A 17418-nucleotide genomic window follows, 5' to 3' on the forward strand; every position below is an offset into this window, starting at 1 on the left:
TGCGCGATGCGCCCGCACCACAGACCGCCTCGGCGCGTGCCGCGACCCCAGCACCGAAGGGCCCGGCACGCGAGTGGGGGCGCATGGAGACGACAGACGCGTTTATCGGCCTGACCTGCGTCGACTGCGGGGAGACGTTCGACGCGGCGGCGGCGACCCACCGCTGTCCCGACTGCGACGGCATCCTCGACCCCGACTACGACTACGACCGAGTCGATTTGACCCCGGAGACGCTCGACTCGCGGCCCCACGGGTCGATGTGGCGGTACGCCGAACTCCTCCCCTTCCCGGCCGAGACCGCGGTGTCGCTCGGCGAGGGCGCCACGCCGCTCGTGGAGTGTCCGGCGTTGGCGGACGCGATGGGCGTCGGCCGCGTCCTCCTGAAAGACGAGGGGGCGAACCCCACGGGGACGTTCAAGGACCGCGGGCAGTCGGCCGCGATGACGGCGGCGCGCGAGCACGGCGCGAGCGAGGTCGTCTTAAACAGCGCCGGCAACGCTGGGCAAGCGGCCGCGGCGTACGCGGCCCGCGCGGATCTGGACGCACACGTGTTCCTCCCCTCGCGGGCGGGGTTCACCCAGAAGGCGATGACGGAGGTCCACGGCGCGGACCTGACGGTCACCGACCCGGTCGACGGCAACTCGCAGATCGGCGACGCCGGGGCGGCGTACGCCGAGGCGATGGACGACCACCCCGAGTGGTATTCGACGAAAACGTTCGTCACGCCGTACCGCCACGAGGGGAAGAAGACGATGGCGCTGGAGCTGCTGGCGCAACTCGACTGGGAGGCGCCCGACGGCGTCGTCTACCCGACCGGCGGCGGCGTCGGCCTCGTCGGCATGCACAAGGCCGCCCGGGAGGCGAGGGAGCTGGGCTGGACCGACGAACTGGTCCCGATGTACGCCGCGCAGGCCGCGGGCTGCGCGCCGGTCGTCCGGGCCTACGAGGCGGGCGCGGACGAGCACGAGCCGCTCGCGGACGCCGAGGTCGAGACGGCCTGTAACGGGATCGCGATCCCGGACCCCGGCGCGAGTCACCTCATCTTAGAGGCGATCCGCGAGTCCGACGGCGGGGCGGTGGCGACGACGGACCGGGAGATCCTCGACGCCGCCATCGAGGTCGCGCGGAGCGAGGGGCTGGAGGTGGGCGCCACCTGCGCGGCCGCGGTCTCCGGGGCGTTCGCGCTCGCTGAGTCGGACGAGTTCGGCCCCGACGACACCGTCGTCCTGTTGAACACCGGCGCGGGCAACAAGGACGTGGACGCGCTCCGCGCGCACCTCGGCGAGCGCGAAGTCGAAGCGGAGGCGGCCGAGTAGGCGACGAAGCGGTCGGTGCCTACATCTCCCAGTAGTCGACGTCGCCGTCGGTCTCGTAGTACCCCTCCAGCGAGCGCTCCTCGCGGCCGCCCGGCGGCGACCCGACGTAAACGCCGAATGTCTCCGAGTCGGGGTAGACGGTCACGTCCGGCTCGATCATCGTCGACATCGCGAGGTACCTGACGGGGTCTTCGCTCTCGTTGACGACTCGGTGGGCGCCGGACTCGTCCGCCGGGAACGCGACGTAGTCGCCCGCCTCGATCGGGTGCGTCTCGCCGTCGTGACGGAGGGTCGCCTCGCCCGCGAGGACGTAGAGCGCCTCCTCGTTGGCGGCGTGGTAGTGGTACGGCCACGACTTCGCCCCGGCCGGGAGTTCGTAGAGGCTACAGCCGATCTCTTCGCCGTCGGCCGCCTCCGCGAGTTGCTTCCGGCGGAATCGCGTCTCGCCGCGGTCCGTGTCGGTCCAGTCGAGTTCTCCCTCGTGAACGCGTCCCATGGGTTCGACACTCGAGGGGCGAGCAAAACCGTTGGGGGGTGGTCCGGGGCGGTCACCGAACCGGAACCACTACGGCGGGGGGTCGCCACCCCTCGCGCATGGAACTCGGCGTCATCGGACTCGGGCGGATGGGGCAGATCGTCGCGAACCGGTCGCTGGAGGCGGGCCACGACGTGATCGCGTTCGACCTCTCGGCGGAGGCGACCGCCGAGGCGGCGGAGGCGGGCGCGGAGCCCGCCGACTCGGTCGCGGACCTCTGCGACCGGCTGGGAGCCGAAAAGCGGATCTGGCTGATGGTGCCCGCGGGCGACGCGGTCGACGCCACGCTCGCGGACGTGGAGCCGCATCTCGACGGCGATGACGTGGTCGTCGACGGCGGTAACTCCCACTTCGAGGAGTCGGTCCGCCGCGCCGAGGAGACGGACGCGGCGTACCTCGACTGCGGCACCTCCGGCGGGCCGGCGAGCGCGGAGGCGGGCTTCTCGCTGATGGTCGGCGGCCCGAAGTGGGCCTACGAGGCGATGGTCCCCGTCTTCGACGCGGTGGCGACGGGGCCGGAGGGCCACGACCGCATGGGCGAGTCGGGCGCGGGCCACTACGTGAAGATGGTCCACAACGGCGTCGAGTACGCGCTGATGCAGGCGTACGGCGAGGGGTTCGAGCTGCTCACCGACGGGCGCTACGACCTCGAGATGGAGTCGGTCGCGCGCACGTGGAACAACGGTGCCGTGATCCGGTCGTGGCTACTCGAGCTCTGCGAGGAGGCGTTCCGCGAGGAGGGGTCGGATCTCGGCGACGTGGCGGACCACGTCGCGGGGGGCTCGACGGGCACGTGGACGGTCCGAGAGGCGCTCGAACAGGAGGTCCCCGTCCCGATCATCTACCAGGCGCTCGCGGAGCGGTTCGACTCGCGCAACGAGGGGCGCTTCTCGCGGCGGCTCGCGAACCGGCTGCGGTACGGGTTCGGTCGCCACGAGGTCGCGCGGCGCGACGACGCGTAACCCGCCCGAGCGCCGACGGCGTCGGTGCGGTCGCGTCCGTGTGCGGCAAGACCCCTTCGCTTAGCAACACGTATTACTGGCGGCAGTCACACGGTTACACCCGTGCTCGATCTCGCCTTCGCCCGTCGGCAGTACCTCGTCCGGCTCTCAGACGGTCCGGCGCGGATCCGGGATCTCGTCGAAGAGTTCGAGCACTCCAGGTCGACGGTCAATCGCGCGATCCGGGCCCTCGAGGAGGACCGACTCGTCGAGCGCGGGGCGGACGGCTACGAGACGACGTTCGCCGGTCGGATCCTCTTAGACACCGTCGACGAGGCAACCGCGGTCGCGGAGGCGGTCGAGTCGGCGAACGACGTCCTCAACGAGCTCCCGTCGTCGCCGCGGAACCACCGCTTCCTCGCGGACGCCGAGGTGGTGACGATACCCGATACGTCGCCGGCGGCGGTGCTGTCCCGGCTCCACCGCGTCGCCGAGACGGCCGACCGGTTGCGGGGGGCGTCGATCGCCGCCAACGACGAGCAGTTCGTTTTGTCGCTGTATCGCCGTACCGTCGTCGAGGAGTCGCTGGAGCTGTCGTACGTCGTGACGGAGTCGGTCGCGGACTACCTGGCAGTGGAGAGCCCCGAGCGAGCGCGTTCCGTCGTCGACGCCGGGGTGGACATGAGCGTCGTCGCCGACCTCCCGTTCGCGTGGTACCTGAGCACCGTCGACGGTCGGACGACGGCGTACCTCGCGATCCACAGCGACAAGGGCACGCTCCTCGGGTACGCGGCCAACGACGACCCGGGCGCCGTGGAGTGGCTAGCCGAACTGTTCGACGCCCAGCGCGACCGCGGTACGTCGCTGGCGGCGTACTACCGCTCGAACGACGGCGACGCGATCGAACTGTGACGGCCGCCGCGGCCGAATCTCAGGGCGCGTAAGCCGCGGGAAACCCTTATATACTGTCGTGGTAGAGGATACCACGCATAGAATGTTCGAGCGATTCTCGAGCGGCTACTACCTGGGGGAACTGTACGTGGAACCCCACGGCGGCGATCGCGCCGTCATCCAGCGGGCGGACCACGAACACGTCAACGAGCAGCTGTACGCGGACGGCGAGGGGGTCGAGCGACTCGACGCCCCGCTCGTCATGAAGGTCGACGGCGGCCACATCCCGGTCGGCGGCGACGACGACGTACCGAGCGGCACGCTCGCGATTCCCCAGGAACTCGCCGACGAGACGCTCCCTGACCGGCGGAACGTGCTGCTGGCGGACGCGGACCGGGCGGAGACGCTGCTGCGATGGGAAGGGTGGGAACCGTTCGTGAACGCGTAGTTTGAGGAATGTGACTCCGTTTTCCCGTCGATTGTGGCCGCTACTTATAAATGGGCAGTTGGGTACAGATTGAGCGTGCTCCCGAACCCCCAGCCGCTCGCTTATAAGTGACTGATAGCGGATCAGCGGCAAACACCGCCAAAGCCCCAGCCGCTCGTTTATAAGTAGTTGCCGGTGGAGCGGCGGCAAACACCTCCAAAGCCCCAGCCGCGAGGCCGCAGTACGCTCGCTGCGCTCCTCGGTCGCAAACTTCGTTCGCTCCCTGCGGTGCTTACGTCGCCTACTGCGGCCTCGCGGCTGCCCCTTTGAGTCCCGCCCCGCACGGCACCGTCCAGCACCTCACGCCTCCCCAGCCTCGTCGCGGCCGCTTAAAAGCGGCCGCGACTCCCTCGCGCGTGCGGTTCGCGCCGCGGTGCGGCGCTCACCGGCACGCGCCACCGCACAGCACTCATATATAAACGAGTTCGACCACGTCGCCGCCACAGACGCACCTTTTAGGTCGCGGGGGGTCGCGGATTCGGTATGATCGATAGGCTGCTCGGGCGCGCCGAGCTGAAAGAGCGGATCGAGGAGCTCGAAGAGGAGAAGCGCCACCTCGAACGCCGCGCCGAGGCCGAAGAGGAGCGCCGCTCCGACGCGGTCGCCGACCGCCAGCGCGCCGAGGAGCGCGTCAACGAGCTCGAACACCGGATCGAGTCGCTGGAGGAGCGGATAGAGCGCGCCGAGGGCGTTGAGGAGTCACTCGAGTTCAGACGCGTGAGCGACCTCCGCGGGCCGAAGCTGGCCGACGCGCTCGACCGCTTTCGGAGCGTCGAGAGCGACGACCCCGAGGGGCTGCTCACGGCATACGTTCCGGACGCCGACTCGGTCCCCGCGACCGTCTCGGACTGGTTCGGCGACCGCACGGAACTGGTCCGGCGGGCCGCGCCCGCGGTCGTCCTCGCCGACGACACCGGCGCGGTGAGCGTCGCGCTCACGCCGCCGATCGAACCCGAGCCGTTCGACCGGTGGGACGACCGATTTCGACTCGACGACGCGTGGTTCCGGCCGACCGGCCGGTTCGCGTTCGCGCTGGTCCGCTCTGACACCTTCGCCGTCGGCACCTACGAGCGCGCGGAGCGGGTCGCGTTCGAGGGCTTCGCGAGCGACGTGAAGGAGGCCCACTCGAAGGGCGGCTTCTCGCAGGGGCGCTTCGAGCGCCGCCGCGAGGGGCAGATCGACGATCACCTAGCGAAGGCGAACGAGGCGCTCGCGGCGGTGGCCGACGCGGACGACATCGACCGGGTGATCGCCGTCGGCGAGCGCAGCGTCCTCGGGCGGGTCCGCGACCGCGCCGACGTCACCGACGTCTCGGACGCCACGGGGAAGCCGGAAGCGGCGCTCGACGACGCCTTCCGCGATTTCTGGCGGGTTCGCGTCCGCGCCATCTGACCCGGAATAAAAGGGACCGACGCGCGTCAAAACGGCGACTCGGGGCCCTCGTCGGGGTCGCCGGCGTCGGCTCCCTCGTCGGGCTCGTCCGTCTCCGTCAGCTCGCCGATCTGCCGTTCCCACGCCTCGATACCGCCGCGAAGGCTCTCGACGCGCGCGTCCTGTGTCCCCTCGTAGCTGCCGATCAGCTGGGCCGCCTGCTGGCTGGCGACGCCGTGCGGGCAGACGGTGACGATGCGGTCGCTGCCGTCGAGCTCCGCGATCCGGCTCGTCAGCTCCGGGAACGGGATACACTCGCTGCCGGGGAGGTGGCCCCGGTCGAACGCCCGCAGGTCGCGGATGTCGACGATGCGAAGCGATTCGGATTCGCCGGCGGGGCCGTCGGCTGATTCGTCGGCGGAGTCGCCGCCGCGCTCCTCGAGCAGCGCCGACAGCTCCGCGGGATCGATTTCGCCGTCCATCAGGGAAGGGGTGCGATACTGGCCGTGAGCACGGCTCGCTCGTCGGTGTCGTTGCGGGCGCCGTGGACCGCGCCTCGCGCGTTCTCGACCACTGCGGGCGCGGCAAGTGCCGCTTCCTCGTCGTCGCGGACCACGGTCGGCTCGCCCTCCACCACGTGGAACACGTTCGTGGCGTCGGCGTGTTCGTGCGCGTCCACCGTCGCGCCCGGGCCGAGGACGAACGCCTTCACGAGCACGTCGTCGGTGACGACGAGCTCCGCCGACTCGACCTCGCCGGGTTCGGGGTCGAGGTCCGAGACCGCCGCCGCGTAGCTGTCGAGCGTCATACCCGCACCTCGCGCGGGACGGGGAAAAATCGCGCGCTCGGGACCGGGGCCGACGGCGCGGCCGGGGCTCAGTACGACGGCGACTCCTCGGGCTCACCGTCGCGCGCGTTGACGAGCCGCCCGAGCGTGAAGAGGAGGTCGGAGAGCCGGTTGAGATAGGTGACGACGGCCTCGTTTATCGGTTCCGAGCGCGCGAGGTCGACGACGCGGCGCTCCGCCCGCCGGACCACGGCGCGCGCGTGGTGGAGCGCCGCCCCCGCCTCGCCGCCCCCGGGCAGGATGAACGACCGGAGCGGCTCCAGCTCCTCGTCGAAGGCGTCGATGCGGTCCTCCAGGTGCTCGGTGTGTTGGGCCTCGACCTGCGGGTCGTCCGGGTCGGGGTCGGGGTTCGCGAGGTCCGCCTGAACGATGTGGAGGTGGTTCTGGATCGTCTCTAGCAGGTCGTCGACGTCGTCGTGGCCTGTCGGGCGAACCGTGCCGAGCAGCGCGTTCGCCTCGTCGACGGAGCCGTACGCCTCGATGCGGTGGCTCGACTTCGACACCCGGCTCATGTCCCGGAGGTCGGTCTCGCCCTCGTCGCCGCGGCCGGTGTAGATGCTCATGCGAGGGTCCTCTCGACGTACTCGACGATGTTCGCGCTCTCCGCCATCGTCACGCCGCGCGCCTCGTCGACGAGGACCGGGACGCCGCGCTGGCCGCTGACGCGCTTGACCTCGTTCCGCGCCGAGTGGAGCGCCTCGACCCACTCCGTCTCGTACTCGACACCGGCTTCGTCTAAGGCGTCGGCCGCCTTCTCGCACCACGGACACCCGTCGAGGGCATAGAGTCGAACGGTCATACCGATCGATCCGTCCGCGCCGTCAAGAAGGTGTGCGTCCGGAGCGGATCGGCCGAGCGGTCTCGGCCGTCCGGACTCCTACAGGTCGTGGTACGACTCCATCTTGGCCCGATGTTCCTCGGGGATCGGCGCCGGCTTCCCGGTCTCCGGGTCCAGCGCGACGATCGTCGCCTCGGCCTCCGCCGCGACCGCGTCGCCGACGCGGATCTCGTGGGTCATCGTCGCGCTCGACCGCCCCAGGTCGGCCAGCTCGACGGTGACGGTCACGTCCTCGTCCGGCAGTTCGATCGGGCGGCGGAAGTCGATCGACAGCGACGCCAGCACGTTCGAGGACTGGGAGATGTCGATCTCAAGGAGGTCGCGGAAGTACCGCGTCCGCGCCTGCTCGACGTACGTCGCGTAGACGGCGTTGTTGACGTGGCCCAGCGCGTCGATGTCCCGGAATCGCACGTCGATATCCACGGTGTACGTACCCATACTCGACCCACTGGCGGGGATCGTATGTAGGCGTCGGGATCGGGGCGACCGCGGCCGGAAGCGCGGACGCGGCGGTCTCGACAACGTATAAAAACGGCACGCGCGTACCGGCGAGGCATGGACAACGGCGCGATAGACGACGTCGACAGGGCGATCCTGTACGCGCTTCAAGAAGACGCCCGAAACATGTCGTCCGGGGACATCGCGGAGCGGACCGGCACCTCGGACAGCACCGTCCGCAAGCGCATCCAGCGGCTCGAATCCGACGGCGTGGTCAAGGGGTACAGCGCCAGCGTCGACTACCAGCGGTCGGGGTACCCGCTCCGGATGCTGCTCTACTGTACCGCGTCGATACCCGAGCGGGGCGAGCTCATCCCCGACATCCTCGACATCGACGGCGTCGTGTCGGTTCAGGAGCTAGTCACCGGCGAGCAGAACCTCCTCGTGACGGTCGTCGGCGAGTCGGACAACGACATCACGCCCGTGGCGCAGGCGCTCCTCGACATGGGCGTCACAGTCGCCGACGAGGTCCTCGTGCGGACCCACGAGACCACCCCCTTCGGCAAGTTCGACGCCGGGCGCCGCGACGAGGACGATTAACCCACGACGCGCTCGACGTCCATCCCGGTCGCCCGCCGGACGACCGCGCTCACGGGGTCGACAGAGCCGCAGAGGTTGTCGGAGTCGCCGTCGAGGACGAGGAGGGCGGCCCGGCGGCCCGGTTCGATGACGCCGCAGTCGAGGCCGGCGATCTCGGCGCCCGCCGCGGTCGCCATCCGCAGCACCTCCCGGTCGGCCACGTCGAACCGCTTCGCCGCGGTCGCCATCTCTCGGAACATCGACGGCTGGTTCAACATGACGTTGTCCGTGCCGAGCGCGACCGTCGTGTGGTCGAGGAGCTCCCGGATCGGCGGCTTTCCGACGTCGAGGACCGCGTTCGCGCGCGGACAGACCGCGATCGGAACGGACTGCTCCGCGACCCGCTCTAAGTGCTCGCGTTCGGCGTGGACCATGTGGACGAGCAGCTCCGGGTCCAACTCGAGCGCCGGATGGATGTCGGTCGCGTCCGGTTCGCCCGCGTGGATCGCGAAGGGGCATCCGCGCTCCTCGCAGGCGCCGCGCTCCGCCGCGAAGTCGTCGTCGTTCGCGCCGGATGCCCCGTAGCCGTCGGCGACGTCGAGGACGGACGGGTCGCCGCTTCCGAAGATGAACGGGTCGACACCGACGCCCTCGGCCGCCTCGCGGAGCGCCCGCGCGCCGGCGGGTCCCGACTCGCGGAAATCGAGCGCGGAGATCGTCCCGGTCCGCCGCATGAACCGGAGCGTCCGGCGCATCGCCGACACCAGTTCGTCGCGGTCGGCGGCCGCCAACCGGCGGTGTTTCAGGCTGTCCGGCGGCGCCACCGCCTCGTCGAGCGAGAGGCCGACCGCCGCCTCCTTCGCGACCGAGTCGCCGAGGTGGGTGTGCGCGTTGACGAACGCCGGCAGCACGATGTCCGTCGAGTCGGTGTCCGTCTCCTCGACGGCCTCGATCCGCCCGTCCTCGACGACGACACGTCCGCGGACGGGGTCGAACGAGTCCCCGACGAGGACGGTCCCAGAGAGTTCCTCCATACCGGTCCTGCGGACTCGGGAACGATATGATTTCCTGAGTAGCGACGGCGAACGGTTCGTGAATCCGTGCCGCCCGGCGGCCGCTGCGCTCGCCGCGCGGCGGCCACGCCAATAACCATAATGTTCTATAATTTGGTTTATTCGAACAGATTGTGAATATAGGCAGTTTTAATAGCTATACTGTTCTCGAGAAGGCATAGATGCGACCGGAAACGGAACCGGAGCCGCTCCGGACGCCGGACACGGTCGCGTGACGAGTCGAACGATGTCAGGACGTACCTCGAAACCGACGGTCGGAGCGCTCCGGGAGACGGCGAACTCGTCGTCCGTTCCCGTCGCACTAACGCGGCTCGCGTGGACGCTGTTCGCCGCGAGCGTCGCCGTGCTCGTCGCTCGACTCCGACTCGGCGGGCCGTGGGAGATCCCCGGCGCGGTCGCAGTCGACGGGCTCACCGTCCTGCTGTGGGTTGTGGTGACGTTTTTCAGCGGCATCGTCCACAGCTACTCGCGCCGCTACATGGCCGGGAGCGCTCACGAGACCGACTTCTTCCTCGGAGTCTCCGCGTTCACGCTCGCCGTGATGGCGCTCGTCGCGGCCGACCACGTCGCGCTGTTCTGGCTCTGCTGGCTGACGATGGGTCTCCTGATGGCCCGGCTCATCGGGACCGCGGACAGCTGGCCGCAGGCCCGCGCCGCCGCGAGCGTCGCCCGTCAGCACTTCCTCGCCAGCAGCGCGCTCCTCGGGATCGCCGTGACGGCGCTGTGGCGGGCGACTGGCGCGACGACGATATCCGGCATCGCTGCGAGCGTAGACTCCCTCGGCGGGTCCGCGTGGCTCGTCGCCGGGGGCGCCCTCGTCCTCGCAGCGATGATCCAGTCGGCGCTCGTCCCGTTCCACGGCTGGCTGCTCTCCTCGATGACCGCCCCGACGCCCGCCTCTGCGCTGATGCACGCCGGCTTCGTCAACGCGGGCGGGATCCTGCTGACCCGCTTCGCGCCCGTCGTGACCGTCGAGACCGGACTCATGCTCGCGCTCGTGGTCGTCGGCGCCGCGAGCGCGCTGGCCGGGAAGCTGCTCAAGACCGTCCGATCGGACGTCAAAGGCGAGCTGGGCTGCTCGACGGTCGGGCAGATGGGCTTTATGATCGTCCAGGCCGGGCTCGGCTTCTTCGCCGCCGCCGTCACGCACCTCGTCTTACACGGCTTCTACAAGGCGTACCACTTCCTGAGCGCGGGCGACGAGGTCGAGCGCACGGCGCCGACGGAACACGGGTCGGGCGAGACGGGCGTCGCCGGCGCGGCGGTCGTCCTGTTGACCGGGCTCGCCGGCGGCGCGACGTTCGCGCTCCTGACCGGAAAGGGGACGAGCGTCGACAGCGGGCTCCTGCTCGCCGGGTTCGTGACGCTCACGACGCTCCACGCTGCCCGGAGCGCCGTCCGGCAGACCACCCTCTCGACGGCGGCGCGCTACGGCGCGGTGCCGCTGGTCGCGCTCCCGGCGATCGCGGTGTACGCGCTCGCCTACCGGGCGGTCTCGGGGCTCCTCTCCGGGCTGCCGCTCGTCTCTGCGCCGACGGAACTGACCGCGCTCCACGCACTCGTCGCGGTCGCCTTCCTCGCCGCGTACGTCGCGATCGAGACCGGCGTTCACGAGCGCAGCGAGCGCCTCTACGTCGCGCTGCTGAACGCGGGGCAACCCGCACCGGACACCGTCTTGACCGCCACGGAGGAGTACAATGAACACTGAATCCGCCATCGGAGACGTCGAAGACGCCATCGAAAAGGAGATCGAGGCGGCCGCGACCGCCGTCGGCTCGGTCTGGCCGGTCCACTCGTTCGTGACCGCGAACCCGCTCGCCGGCTTCGAGGACCGGCCATTTGACGAGGCCGTGAGTCGGGCGGCGGACCTCCTCGGCGGTCGCGGCTACCCGCGCGCAGCGACGTTCCGCACAGCCCTCGACGAGGGCCGGATCGACCGCGATCTGCTCGCCGAGCGGCTGACCGAGCGGGGGTACGAGACCGATCCCGAAGTACTGCTAGAGCGGTTAGAGACCGCCGAGGAGGCGGACGCGCAGAGCGATACCGGGGGGACGGAGCGCTCGGCCGCGGACGCCGAGCGCGTCGACCGCGTGCTGACGAAGTGGCTGTCGGCGTTCCTCGATGAGGGGCAGGCGGAGTGGGCGATGCCGAACCGCGAGGCGGGGTTCTACGACGCCTTCCGGTCGGTGGCCGCCCACGACGGCGAGATCCCCGACGAGGGGCTCATCGCCGACCTGCCGGCGTCGCCGACCGAGGCGATCGCGGCCGCGCTGGCGCCGTATCCCGAAGCACGGTGGCACGCGATCTTCGAGGCGCAGTTCGCCGCGCTCCCCGGATGGACCGGCCTGCTCAAGCGGCGCGCCGACGACGGCGGCGCGTGGCAGTCCGCGTACCCGATCACCCTGGCGGGGTACCTCGCGGTGCGGCTCGCGCTGGCGGACGCCTTCGGCGTCGACGTCTCGCCGCCGACCGAGTCTAACGGGGCGGCGGTCGAGCCGAGCGACGAGATCGCCGACGCGTGCCTGAGCGCGTGGGAGGCCACCTACCGGGACGAACTCGTCGAGCGGGTCGCCGCCGAGAGCGAGGCGCGCGACGGAGAGCGCGGCGCCCGCGCCGACGGCGGCGCGTCGGGACGCCCGGACGCCCAGCTGGTCTTCTGTATCGACACGCGCTCGGAGGTGATCCGCCGCCACGTCGAGGCGACCGGCGACTACGAGACGCACGGTTACGCCGGGTTCTTCGGCGTTCCGATGGAGTACAGCGGGTACGACGCCGAGGTGTCCGTCGACGCCTGTCCGCCGATCGTCGACCCGCAACACCGCGTCGCGGAGGTGCCGACCGACGACGACGAGCAGGCGAACCGCGACCGCTGGGCAGGGCTCCGCGAGGCCGCCGGCGAGGTGATCGAGACGCTGCGGTCGAACCCCGCCACCGCGTTCAGCTTCGTCGAGGGCGCCGGGAGCGGGTACGGGATCGCGCTCGCGGCCCGGACGCTCGTTCCGGGCCGGGTGTACGACCTGCTCGACGGCGCGGACGACGCGGTGCCCGGCGACCACGAGTTCTGCGAGCCGGGGATCCACGACCACGACGGCGCCGGCGAGGGGCTTCCGACGGGACTGACTCCCGACGAGAAGGTCGAGTACGCCGCGACCGCGTTCGAGCTGATGGGATGGGAGGCGTTCGGTCGCCTCGTCGTCTTCACCGGCCACGCGGCCGAGACGGCGAACAACCCCTACGACTCCAGCCTCGACTGCGGCGCCTGCGCCGGCAACCCGGGCGGCCCGAACGCCCGCGTGCTCGCCGCGATCTGTAACGACCCCGCGGTCAGAGCGGGGCTCCGCAAGCGCGGCCACGACGTGCCCGGCGACGCCGTTTTCCTCGCCGCCGAACACAACACGACGACCGACGAGATTGAACTGTACGACGGCGACGTGCCCGACTCGCACGCCGCGGACCTCGAACGGCTTCGCGCGGACCTTGACGCCGCCCGCGAGCGCGCCGCCGCCGAGCGCACCGGATCGGCGGCCGGGGGCTCGGCCGTCCGCGAGGCGGAGCGCCGCGCCGGCGACTGGGCCGAGACGCGCCCCGAGTGGGGGTTGGCCGGCAACGCCGGCTTCGTCGTCGGCCCCCGCGGACTGACGGCCGACCTCGACCTCGACGGACGCGCCTTCCTCCACTCGTACGACTGGACGACGGACCCCGACGGCGACGCGCTCGAAGCGATACTCGCCGGCCCGATGGTCGTCACCCAGTGGATCAACGCCCAGTACTACTTCTCGACGGTCGACAACGCGGCCTACGGGAGCGGGTCGAAGGTGACCCAGAACCCGGTCGGCAATGTCGGCGTCTACCAAGGGAACGGCGGTGACCTCATGGGCGGACTGCCGCTCCAGTCCGTTATGGCCGGGACCGACAAGCCGTACCACCAGCCGCTCCGCCTCTCGACGGTCGTCCACGCGCCGGTCGAGCGCGCGGAGGCGGTCTTGGCTGACCACGAGGCGGTGGCCAAACTCCTCGACAACGACTGGCTCTCGCTGACGGTCGTCGACCCGACGCGGGACCACCGCGCCTTCCACTACGAGTCGGACCTGGAGTGGTCGGCGCCGACCGAGTCGGCGCAGGTCGAAGCGCCCGCCGGGTCGAGCGCACCGACCGTCGCGGACGACTGACGGAACGGTCGCCGGAGACCGCGGCGCTCCGACGGACGAACCCCCGACACGCTCTTGCCCGTTGGCCTCTCGATAAGAGACGTATGTGGCGCCGCCTGTCGCGGTCGGTGCGGCGGCTCGTGCGGAGGCTACGACCGATGACACTCACACCACGCGCGATACGCGAGTACGACGAGCGAGCCCCGGAGCCGGAGGAGACCGAGACGGCGACCTTCGGCCTCGGCTGCTTCTGGGGTCCCGACGCGAGCTTCGGCGCGCTCGACGGCGTGGTCCGGACTCGAGCCGGCTACGCCGGCGGCACGAAGACGGACCCGACGTACCACTCGCTGGGCGACCACACAGAGGTTGTTCAGGTCGCGTTCGACCCCGGCCTGATCGAGTACGCCGAACTCGTCGAGCGCGCCTTCAGCCAGCACGACCCGAACTCGCAGCCGCGGAAGGCCCAGTACCAGAACGTCGTGCTCACCGAGACGCGGGCCCAGGGAGCAGCGCTCACCGAGTTCCTCCGCGAGCGAGGGCTGGAGCCGGACGCGATCGGGACCCGGATCGAGCAGCTCTCGCGGTTCTATCCGGCGGAGGCGTACCACCAGAAGTACAGGCTCCGGTCGCGGGCGGAGCTCATGGACGCGTTCGACGATGCGGGGTACGATGACGAAGCGGTGCGCGAGTCCCCCGCGGCCGCGAAGCTGAACGGCTACGTGGCCGGGAGCGGGAGCGGCGTCGCCGCCAAGCTGTTGACCGCCGAGTAGCGCGCCGGTCCGGGAGCGACGGCCGGGCCCCTGCGATTTTATGATGCCCACGCGACTACAATCGGACGTGAACGGAGCGCGTCAACCGGCGCGATCGACCCGAAATCGGCCCGTCGAACGCGGTGAGCGGCGGTGACCGACGCCGACCGCGGCGCGCTCGTCGTCGGCGACACGACCGTCGACCTCTACCCGGTCGGCGACGGGTCGTTGGCGAGCGGGAGCCGCTTCGAGTGGCACGTCGGCGGGACGGCGACGAACGTCGCACGGTGGGTCACCGGAGTCGGGTGTGACGCCGCGGTCGTGACGAACGTCGGGAGCGACATCGCCGGCGAGATGGCCGCGAGCCACCTCGACGAAACCCCCGTCGACACCGAGGGCGTCACTCGCGTCGACGGGCCCTCGCCGCTCACGCTCTACGTGCCGAGCGACGACGGAGACCGGTGGGACGCGTGGGTGCGCGGGAGCTGCTACGGCTTCACGCCGCCGGAGGACCCGGCGTCGCTCGTCGCCCCGTACGACTGGCTCCACTTGGAGGGCGTCACGCTCCCGCCGACGGTGAACCGCTCGGCGGTCAGCCGGCTCGCGGCGGCGGCGGGCGACGAGGGGACGAAGGTCGCCTTCGACTTGAACGGGCGGACGAACCAGTGGGAGAGCGCTGCGGCGTACCGGGCGGCGCTCGGGGAGGTGCTCCCCCACTGCACGCTGGTCTTCGCGGGGACCGACGACCTCGCGGTCGCGGGCGTCGACCCGACGCCGGACGGCCTCGTCGGCCGGCTCCCGGCGGACCACTCCGGAACCGCGTTCCTCACCGACGGCGCGTCGGCGACGGTCGGGCTGCGTCTCCGAGACGGGAAGGTCGTCGAGCGCGTCACCGCGTCGCCGCCGAGCGTCTCGGCCGCGACGACCGCCGGAGCCGGGGACGCCTTCGCCGGGGCCGTGCTCGCGGCGCGGCGGCGCGGCCGCTCGGATCTGGGCGAGCTCGCGGCGATCGGCAACGCGGCCGGCGCGGCGGCGGCGGCGACGGTCGCCCCGTTCGATCCCGACGCCGCGGCGGTCGTCGCGGAGCGGCTCGACGACTCATGACCGGTCGGGAGCGGATCATCACATACGTTTTGACGATCTGAGACGAACGATCGAACATGGCGTTCAAAAACGACCTCGCGAACGGCGTTATCTCGCTCGTGCTCGGCATCGGAATCACGTGGCTGACCGTCTCCGGCGACGACCACGACACGTCGGACCTGCTCGTCGCGGTGGCTATCAGCTCGTTCTTCTCGGGGTACTTCACGAGCTACTTCGCGAAGTGACCGGAAGGCGGCCGCGTCGGTTCCCGTCGCGCCGTCTCCGCCGTCGATTCCGTCATCGGTCGATGCCGGTGCGATCGGTTCCGCCGTCAGTCGACCGGGCAGCGGTCGATTCCGAGCGCGCGGTACAGCAGACACCGACGGGTAGCGCCTTCGACTATCAGTACCACGCCGGCGACGCCGAGCCCGACCGCGGAGACGACCGGGACGCTGACGCTCCCGGTCGCGGCGAGTAGCGCCAAGGCGGCGATCGCGACGCCGCCGATGATCCGGGCGATCGCATCGATCCGCCCCACGTTTCGTTTCACGGACGACGGGAGGCGCCGCGGCGGCTAAAAGCTTGAGGGGCCCGACCGGACACGTTTCGAAGGCCGCGTCGCTACGAGACGGACAGCGCCTCAGTGGTCGCGTGCGCGCGCTGGTCGGCGACGAACTCGAAGCGCGCGCCCCCCGCCTCGCTCTCGGTTATCGTCACCTCCCAGCCGTGCGCGTCGGCGATCCGCTTCACTATCGAGAGGCCGAATCCTGTTCCACCGTCAGCGGTGGTGTGGCCGGGCTCGAAGACCTGATCACGGCGTTCCGGGTCGATCCCCGGCCCGTCGTCGGCGACGTAGAACCCGCCGCCGACCCGGCCCATCGTCACCGTGACCGGCGAGTCGGCGTGCTCGACCGCGTTCCGCATGAGGTTCTCCAGCAGCTGACGGAGGCGGGACGGGTCGCCGTCGATGACCAGCTCCGAGTCCGGCAGTTCGAGCGCGTCGTCCGCACAGCAGAACGGCTCCCACGCCTCGGCGGCGATGGCGGCCACGTCCGCGGGCTCGGTCTCCGAGACCGTCTGCCCCTCGCGGGCGAGCGTCAGCAGGTCCTCGATCATCTGTTCCATCCGCTCGTGTTCCGCCTCGAGTCGTTCGAACGCGTCCTCGTCTCCCGTCGTTCTGGCGAGGTCCGCCGCCGTCTCGGCGTTCCCGAGCGGCGTCCGGAGGTCGTGCGAGATGATCGACGTGAACTCGTCGAGCCGCTCGTTCTGTCGGATCAGCTCCTCGCGCCGGCGCTGCTCGGCGCTCGCGTCTCTCAGTATCCCGACCGAGCCGCGGAACTCGTCGTCAAAGGGGAGCGCGGCCATGTGGTCGTAACACGGGACGACGTCGCCGTCGGCGGTGTAGATGTCGACCTTGAACTTCTGTCTGTCCGGCCCGTCCGAGGAGACGATCTTCGCGAGCATGTCGTTCGCCGTTTCGACCCCCTCGTCGGTCTTGATCAGTCCCGGCGTGTTGCCGAGTATCTCTTCGCGGTCGTACCCGGTCAGCTCGACGAACGCCTCGTTGACGTACTCGAACGTGGCGTCGTCGCTGACGACGTAGACCGGGTAGTCGAGCGCCCGCAGGACGGTCGAGTACCGCTCCGACTCGATCCGGCTGCGGTGCTCCGCCGCCGCGTGTTCGACGCGGTTGGCGAGCCGCCGGATCTGGTCCGGCCCGCCTTTCTGGAGATAGCCCGTGACGCCGGCGTTTATCGCCTCGGCGGCGATCTCCTCGCTCCCTTTCCCGGTGTAGAGGACGAACGGGAGGTCGGGGTACCGGTCGCGCACCGCGTCGAGCAGTTCGAGCCCGTCGCGGCCCGGCATCTCGAGGTCACTGATGACGCAGTGGAACGTCTCCGAGTCGAGCCGTTCGAGGGCCTCGTCGGGGTCCGTCGTCGTCGCGACGGTGACCGCCTCCAACTCCTCGTCGAGGAAGGACTGCGTGAGGTCGAGAACCGCCGGATCGTCGTCGACATGGAGCACCTCGATCGGCGCAGACGAGGCTCGCTGTGGGTTTTCGATCGACATTCGTTATATCAGTCTTAACGGGCTCTACCGACTAAAAACACGGGATAGTGGT

General features: G+C 70.5%; 20 protein-coding genes. 11 read left to right on the top strand and 9 right to left on the bottom strand.

Annotation, left to right across the window (positions count from 1 at the left end; translation table 11 throughout):
• Positions 1-83 precede the first annotated feature (83 nt).
• Positions 84-1316, top strand: coding sequence for a threonine synthase (locus tag F3H13_RS06440; RefSeq protein WP_149798220.1), 1233 nt, complete (start codon positions 84-86; stop codon positions 1314-1316).
• Between the two features lie 19 nt (positions 1317-1335).
• On the opposite strand, the gene F3H13_RS06445 is transcribed toward F3H13_RS06440, so the two are convergent.
• Complete coding sequence (locus tag F3H13_RS06445; protein WP_149798221.1) at positions 1336-1812, bottom strand: cupin domain-containing protein; 477 nt, start codon at positions 1810-1812, stop codon at positions 1336-1338.
• A 38-nt stretch (positions 1813-1850) separates the two neighbouring features.
• Between F3H13_RS06445 and gnd the strand changes: the two genes are divergently transcribed.
• The 4 genes from gnd (at position 1851) to F3H13_RS06465 (ending at position 5562) form a co-directional block, all read left to right on the top strand.
• Positions 1851-2813: a phosphogluconate dehydrogenase (NAD(+)-dependent, decarboxylating) gene (gene gnd, locus F3H13_RS06450; protein ID WP_223174384.1), complete on the top strand. Its 963-nt coding sequence runs from the start codon at positions 1851-1853 to the stop codon at positions 2811-2813.
• 102 nt (positions 2814-2915) lie between these two features.
• Positions 2916-3704, top strand: coding sequence for a helix-turn-helix transcriptional regulator (locus F3H13_RS06455; RefSeq protein ID WP_149798223.1), 789 nt, complete (start codon positions 2916-2918; stop codon positions 3702-3704).
• An 82-nt stretch (positions 3705-3786) separates the two neighbouring features.
• Positions 3787-4131: a DUF5802 family protein gene (locus F3H13_RS06460; RefSeq protein WP_008848511.1), complete on the top strand. Its 345-nt coding sequence runs from the start codon at positions 3787-3789 to the stop codon at positions 4129-4131.
• 522 nt (positions 4132-4653) lie between these two features.
• Positions 4654-5562, top strand: coding sequence for a Vms1/Ankzf1 family peptidyl-tRNA hydrolase (locus F3H13_RS06465; RefSeq protein ID WP_149798224.1), 909 nt, complete (start codon positions 4654-4656; stop codon positions 5560-5562).
• Positions 5563-5588: 26 nt separating this feature from the next.
• Here F3H13_RS06465 and F3H13_RS06470 read toward each other — a convergent pair whose 3' ends face one another.
• From F3H13_RS06470 to F3H13_RS06490, 5 genes are all read right to left on the bottom strand, one after another.
• Positions 5589-6023, bottom strand: a complete 435-nt coding sequence (locus F3H13_RS06470; protein ID WP_149798225.1) for a rhodanese-like domain-containing protein — start codon at positions 6021-6023, stop codon at positions 5589-5591.
• The gene (locus F3H13_RS06475) at positions 6023-6349 is read right to left on the bottom strand and encodes a cupin domain-containing protein (protein ID WP_149798226.1); all 327 of its coding nucleotides are present in this window, start codon (positions 6347-6349) and stop codon (positions 6023-6025) included. Before F3H13_RS06475 ends, F3H13_RS06470 begins: the two co-directional genes overlap by 1 nt.
• Positions 6350-6417: 68 nt before the next feature.
• Entirely contained in the window at positions 6418-6951 is a 534-nt protein-coding gene (locus tag F3H13_RS06480) for a cob(I)yrinic acid a,c-diamide adenosyltransferase (RefSeq protein ID WP_149798227.1), read from the bottom strand.
• Positions 6948-7187 carry a glutaredoxin family protein gene (locus F3H13_RS06485; protein WP_149798228.1) on the bottom strand — a complete coding sequence of 80 codons (240 nt, stop codon included), beginning with the start codon at positions 7185-7187 and terminating at the stop codon, positions 6948-6950. The genes F3H13_RS06480 and F3H13_RS06485 overlap by 4 nt, the downstream gene beginning before the upstream one ends.
• Before the next feature lie 78 nt (positions 7188-7265).
• Positions 7266-7664, bottom strand: a complete 399-nt coding sequence (locus F3H13_RS06490) for an acyl-CoA thioesterase (RefSeq protein WP_149798229.1) — start codon at positions 7662-7664, stop codon at positions 7266-7268.
• Between the two features lie 117 nt (positions 7665-7781).
• On the opposite strand from F3H13_RS06490, the gene F3H13_RS06495 reads away from it, so the two are divergent.
• A complete protein-coding gene (locus F3H13_RS06495; RefSeq protein WP_149798230.1) occupies positions 7782-8264 on the top strand; it encodes an Lrp/AsnC family transcriptional regulator in 483 nt (160 codons plus the stop codon).
• Here the strand turns inward: F3H13_RS06495 and F3H13_RS06500 are convergent.
• The gene (locus tag F3H13_RS06500; protein WP_149798231.1) at positions 8261-9277 is read right to left on the bottom strand and encodes an amidohydrolase family protein; all 1017 of its coding nucleotides are present in this window, start codon (positions 9275-9277) and stop codon (positions 8261-8263) included. The genes F3H13_RS06495 and F3H13_RS06500 overlap by 4 nt on opposite strands.
• 265 nt (positions 9278-9542) lie before the next feature.
• Here F3H13_RS06500 and F3H13_RS06505 point away from each other — a divergent pair, with 265 nt between their 5' ends.
• The 5 genes from F3H13_RS06505 (at position 9543) to F3H13_RS16150 (ending at position 15541) form a co-directional block, all read left to right on the top strand.
• Complete coding sequence (locus F3H13_RS06505; RefSeq protein ID WP_149798232.1) at positions 9543-11024, top strand: proton-conducting transporter transmembrane domain-containing protein; 1482 nt, start codon at positions 9543-9545, stop codon at positions 11022-11024.
• Positions 11014-13485, top strand: a complete 2472-nt coding sequence (locus F3H13_RS06510; protein WP_149798233.1) for a DUF2309 domain-containing protein — start codon at positions 11014-11016, stop codon at positions 13483-13485. Before F3H13_RS06505 ends, F3H13_RS06510 begins: the two co-directional genes overlap by 11 nt.
• Before the next feature lie 137 nt (positions 13486-13622).
• Complete coding sequence (locus tag F3H13_RS06515) at positions 13623-14234, top strand: peptide-methionine (S)-S-oxide reductase MsrA (protein ID WP_149798234.1); 612 nt, start codon at positions 13623-13625, stop codon at positions 14232-14234.
• 132 nt (positions 14235-14366) lie between these two features.
• The gene (locus F3H13_RS06520; RefSeq protein ID WP_149798235.1) at positions 14367-15317 is read left to right on the top strand and encodes a carbohydrate kinase family protein; all 951 of its coding nucleotides are present in this window, start codon (positions 14367-14369) and stop codon (positions 15315-15317) included.
• Positions 15318-15373: 56 nt separating this feature from the next.
• Positions 15374-15541, top strand: coding sequence for a hypothetical protein (locus F3H13_RS16150; RefSeq protein ID WP_188128011.1), 168 nt, complete (start codon positions 15374-15376; stop codon positions 15539-15541).
• A gap of 86 nt (positions 15542-15627) precedes the next feature.
• Here the strand turns inward: F3H13_RS16150 and F3H13_RS06525 are convergent, their stop codons facing one another.
• Together F3H13_RS06525 and F3H13_RS06530 are read right to left on the bottom strand one after the other, a co-directional pair.
• Entirely contained in the window at positions 15628-15846 is a 219-nt protein-coding gene (locus tag F3H13_RS06525; protein WP_149798236.1) for a YgaP family membrane protein, read from the bottom strand.
• A gap of 71 nt (positions 15847-15917) precedes the next feature.
• Complete coding sequence (locus F3H13_RS06530; RefSeq protein WP_149798237.1) at positions 15918-17366, bottom strand: sensor histidine kinase; 1449 nt, start codon at positions 17364-17366, stop codon at positions 15918-15920.
• Positions 17367-17418: the final 52 nt, after the last annotated feature.

It is taken from the genome of Halorubrum xinjiangense (genome assembly GCF_900102375.1).
Classification (GTDB): domain Archaea; phylum Halobacteriota; class Halobacteria; order Halobacteriales; family Haloferacaceae; genus Halorubrum; species Halorubrum xinjiangense.

Bases quoted from the DNA above. Each gene is read 5' to 3' on its own strand.
- F3H13_RS06440 (WP_149798220.1), top strand. From the start codon at position 84: ATGGAGACGACAGACGCGTTTATCGGCCTGACCTGCGTCGACTGCGGG.
- F3H13_RS06445 (WP_149798221.1), bottom strand. From the start codon at position 1,812: ATGGGACGCGTTCACGAGGGAGAACTCGACTGGACCGACACGGACCGC.
- F3H13_RS06460 (WP_008848511.1), top strand. From the start codon at position 3,787: ATGTTCGAGCGATTCTCGAGCGGCTACTACCTGGGGGAACTGTACGTG.
- F3H13_RS06465 (WP_149798224.1), top strand. From the start codon at position 4,654: ATGATCGATAGGCTGCTCGGGCGCGCCGAGCTGAAAGAGCGGATCGAG.
- F3H13_RS06470 (WP_149798225.1), bottom strand. From the start codon at position 6,023: ATGGACGGCGAAATCGATCCCGCGGAGCTGTCGGCGCTGCTCGAGGAG.
- F3H13_RS06475 (WP_149798226.1), bottom strand. From the start codon at position 6,349: ATGACGCTCGACAGCTACGCGGCGGCGGTCTCGGACCTCGACCCCGAA.
- F3H13_RS06480 (WP_149798227.1), bottom strand. From the start codon at position 6,951: ATGAGCATCTACACCGGCCGCGGCGACGAGGGCGAGACCGACCTCCGG.
- F3H13_RS06485 (WP_149798228.1), bottom strand. From the start codon at position 7,187: ATGACCGTTCGACTCTATGCCCTCGACGGGTGTCCGTGGTGCGAGAAG.
- F3H13_RS06490 (WP_149798229.1), bottom strand. From the start codon at position 7,664: ATGGGTACGTACACCGTGGATATCGACGTGCGATTCCGGGACATCGAC.
- F3H13_RS06495 (WP_149798230.1), top strand. From the start codon at position 7,782: ATGGACAACGGCGCGATAGACGACGTCGACAGGGCGATCCTGTACGCG.
- F3H13_RS06500 (WP_149798231.1), bottom strand. From the start codon at position 9,277: ATGGAGGAACTCTCTGGGACCGTCCTCGTCGGGGACTCGTTCGACCCC.
- F3H13_RS06505 (WP_149798232.1), top strand. From the start codon at position 9,543: ATGTCAGGACGTACCTCGAAACCGACGGTCGGAGCGCTCCGGGAGACG.
- F3H13_RS06510 (WP_149798233.1), top strand. From the start codon at position 11,014: ATGAACACTGAATCCGCCATCGGAGACGTCGAAGACGCCATCGAAAAG.
- F3H13_RS06515 (WP_149798234.1), top strand. From the start codon at position 13,623: ATGACACTCACACCACGCGCGATACGCGAGTACGACGAGCGAGCCCCG.
- F3H13_RS16150 (WP_188128011.1), top strand. From the start codon at position 15,374: ATGGCGTTCAAAAACGACCTCGCGAACGGCGTTATCTCGCTCGTGCTC.
- F3H13_RS06530 (WP_149798237.1), bottom strand. From the start codon at position 17,366: ATGTCGATCGAAAACCCACAGCGAGCCTCGTCTGCGCCGATCGAGGTG.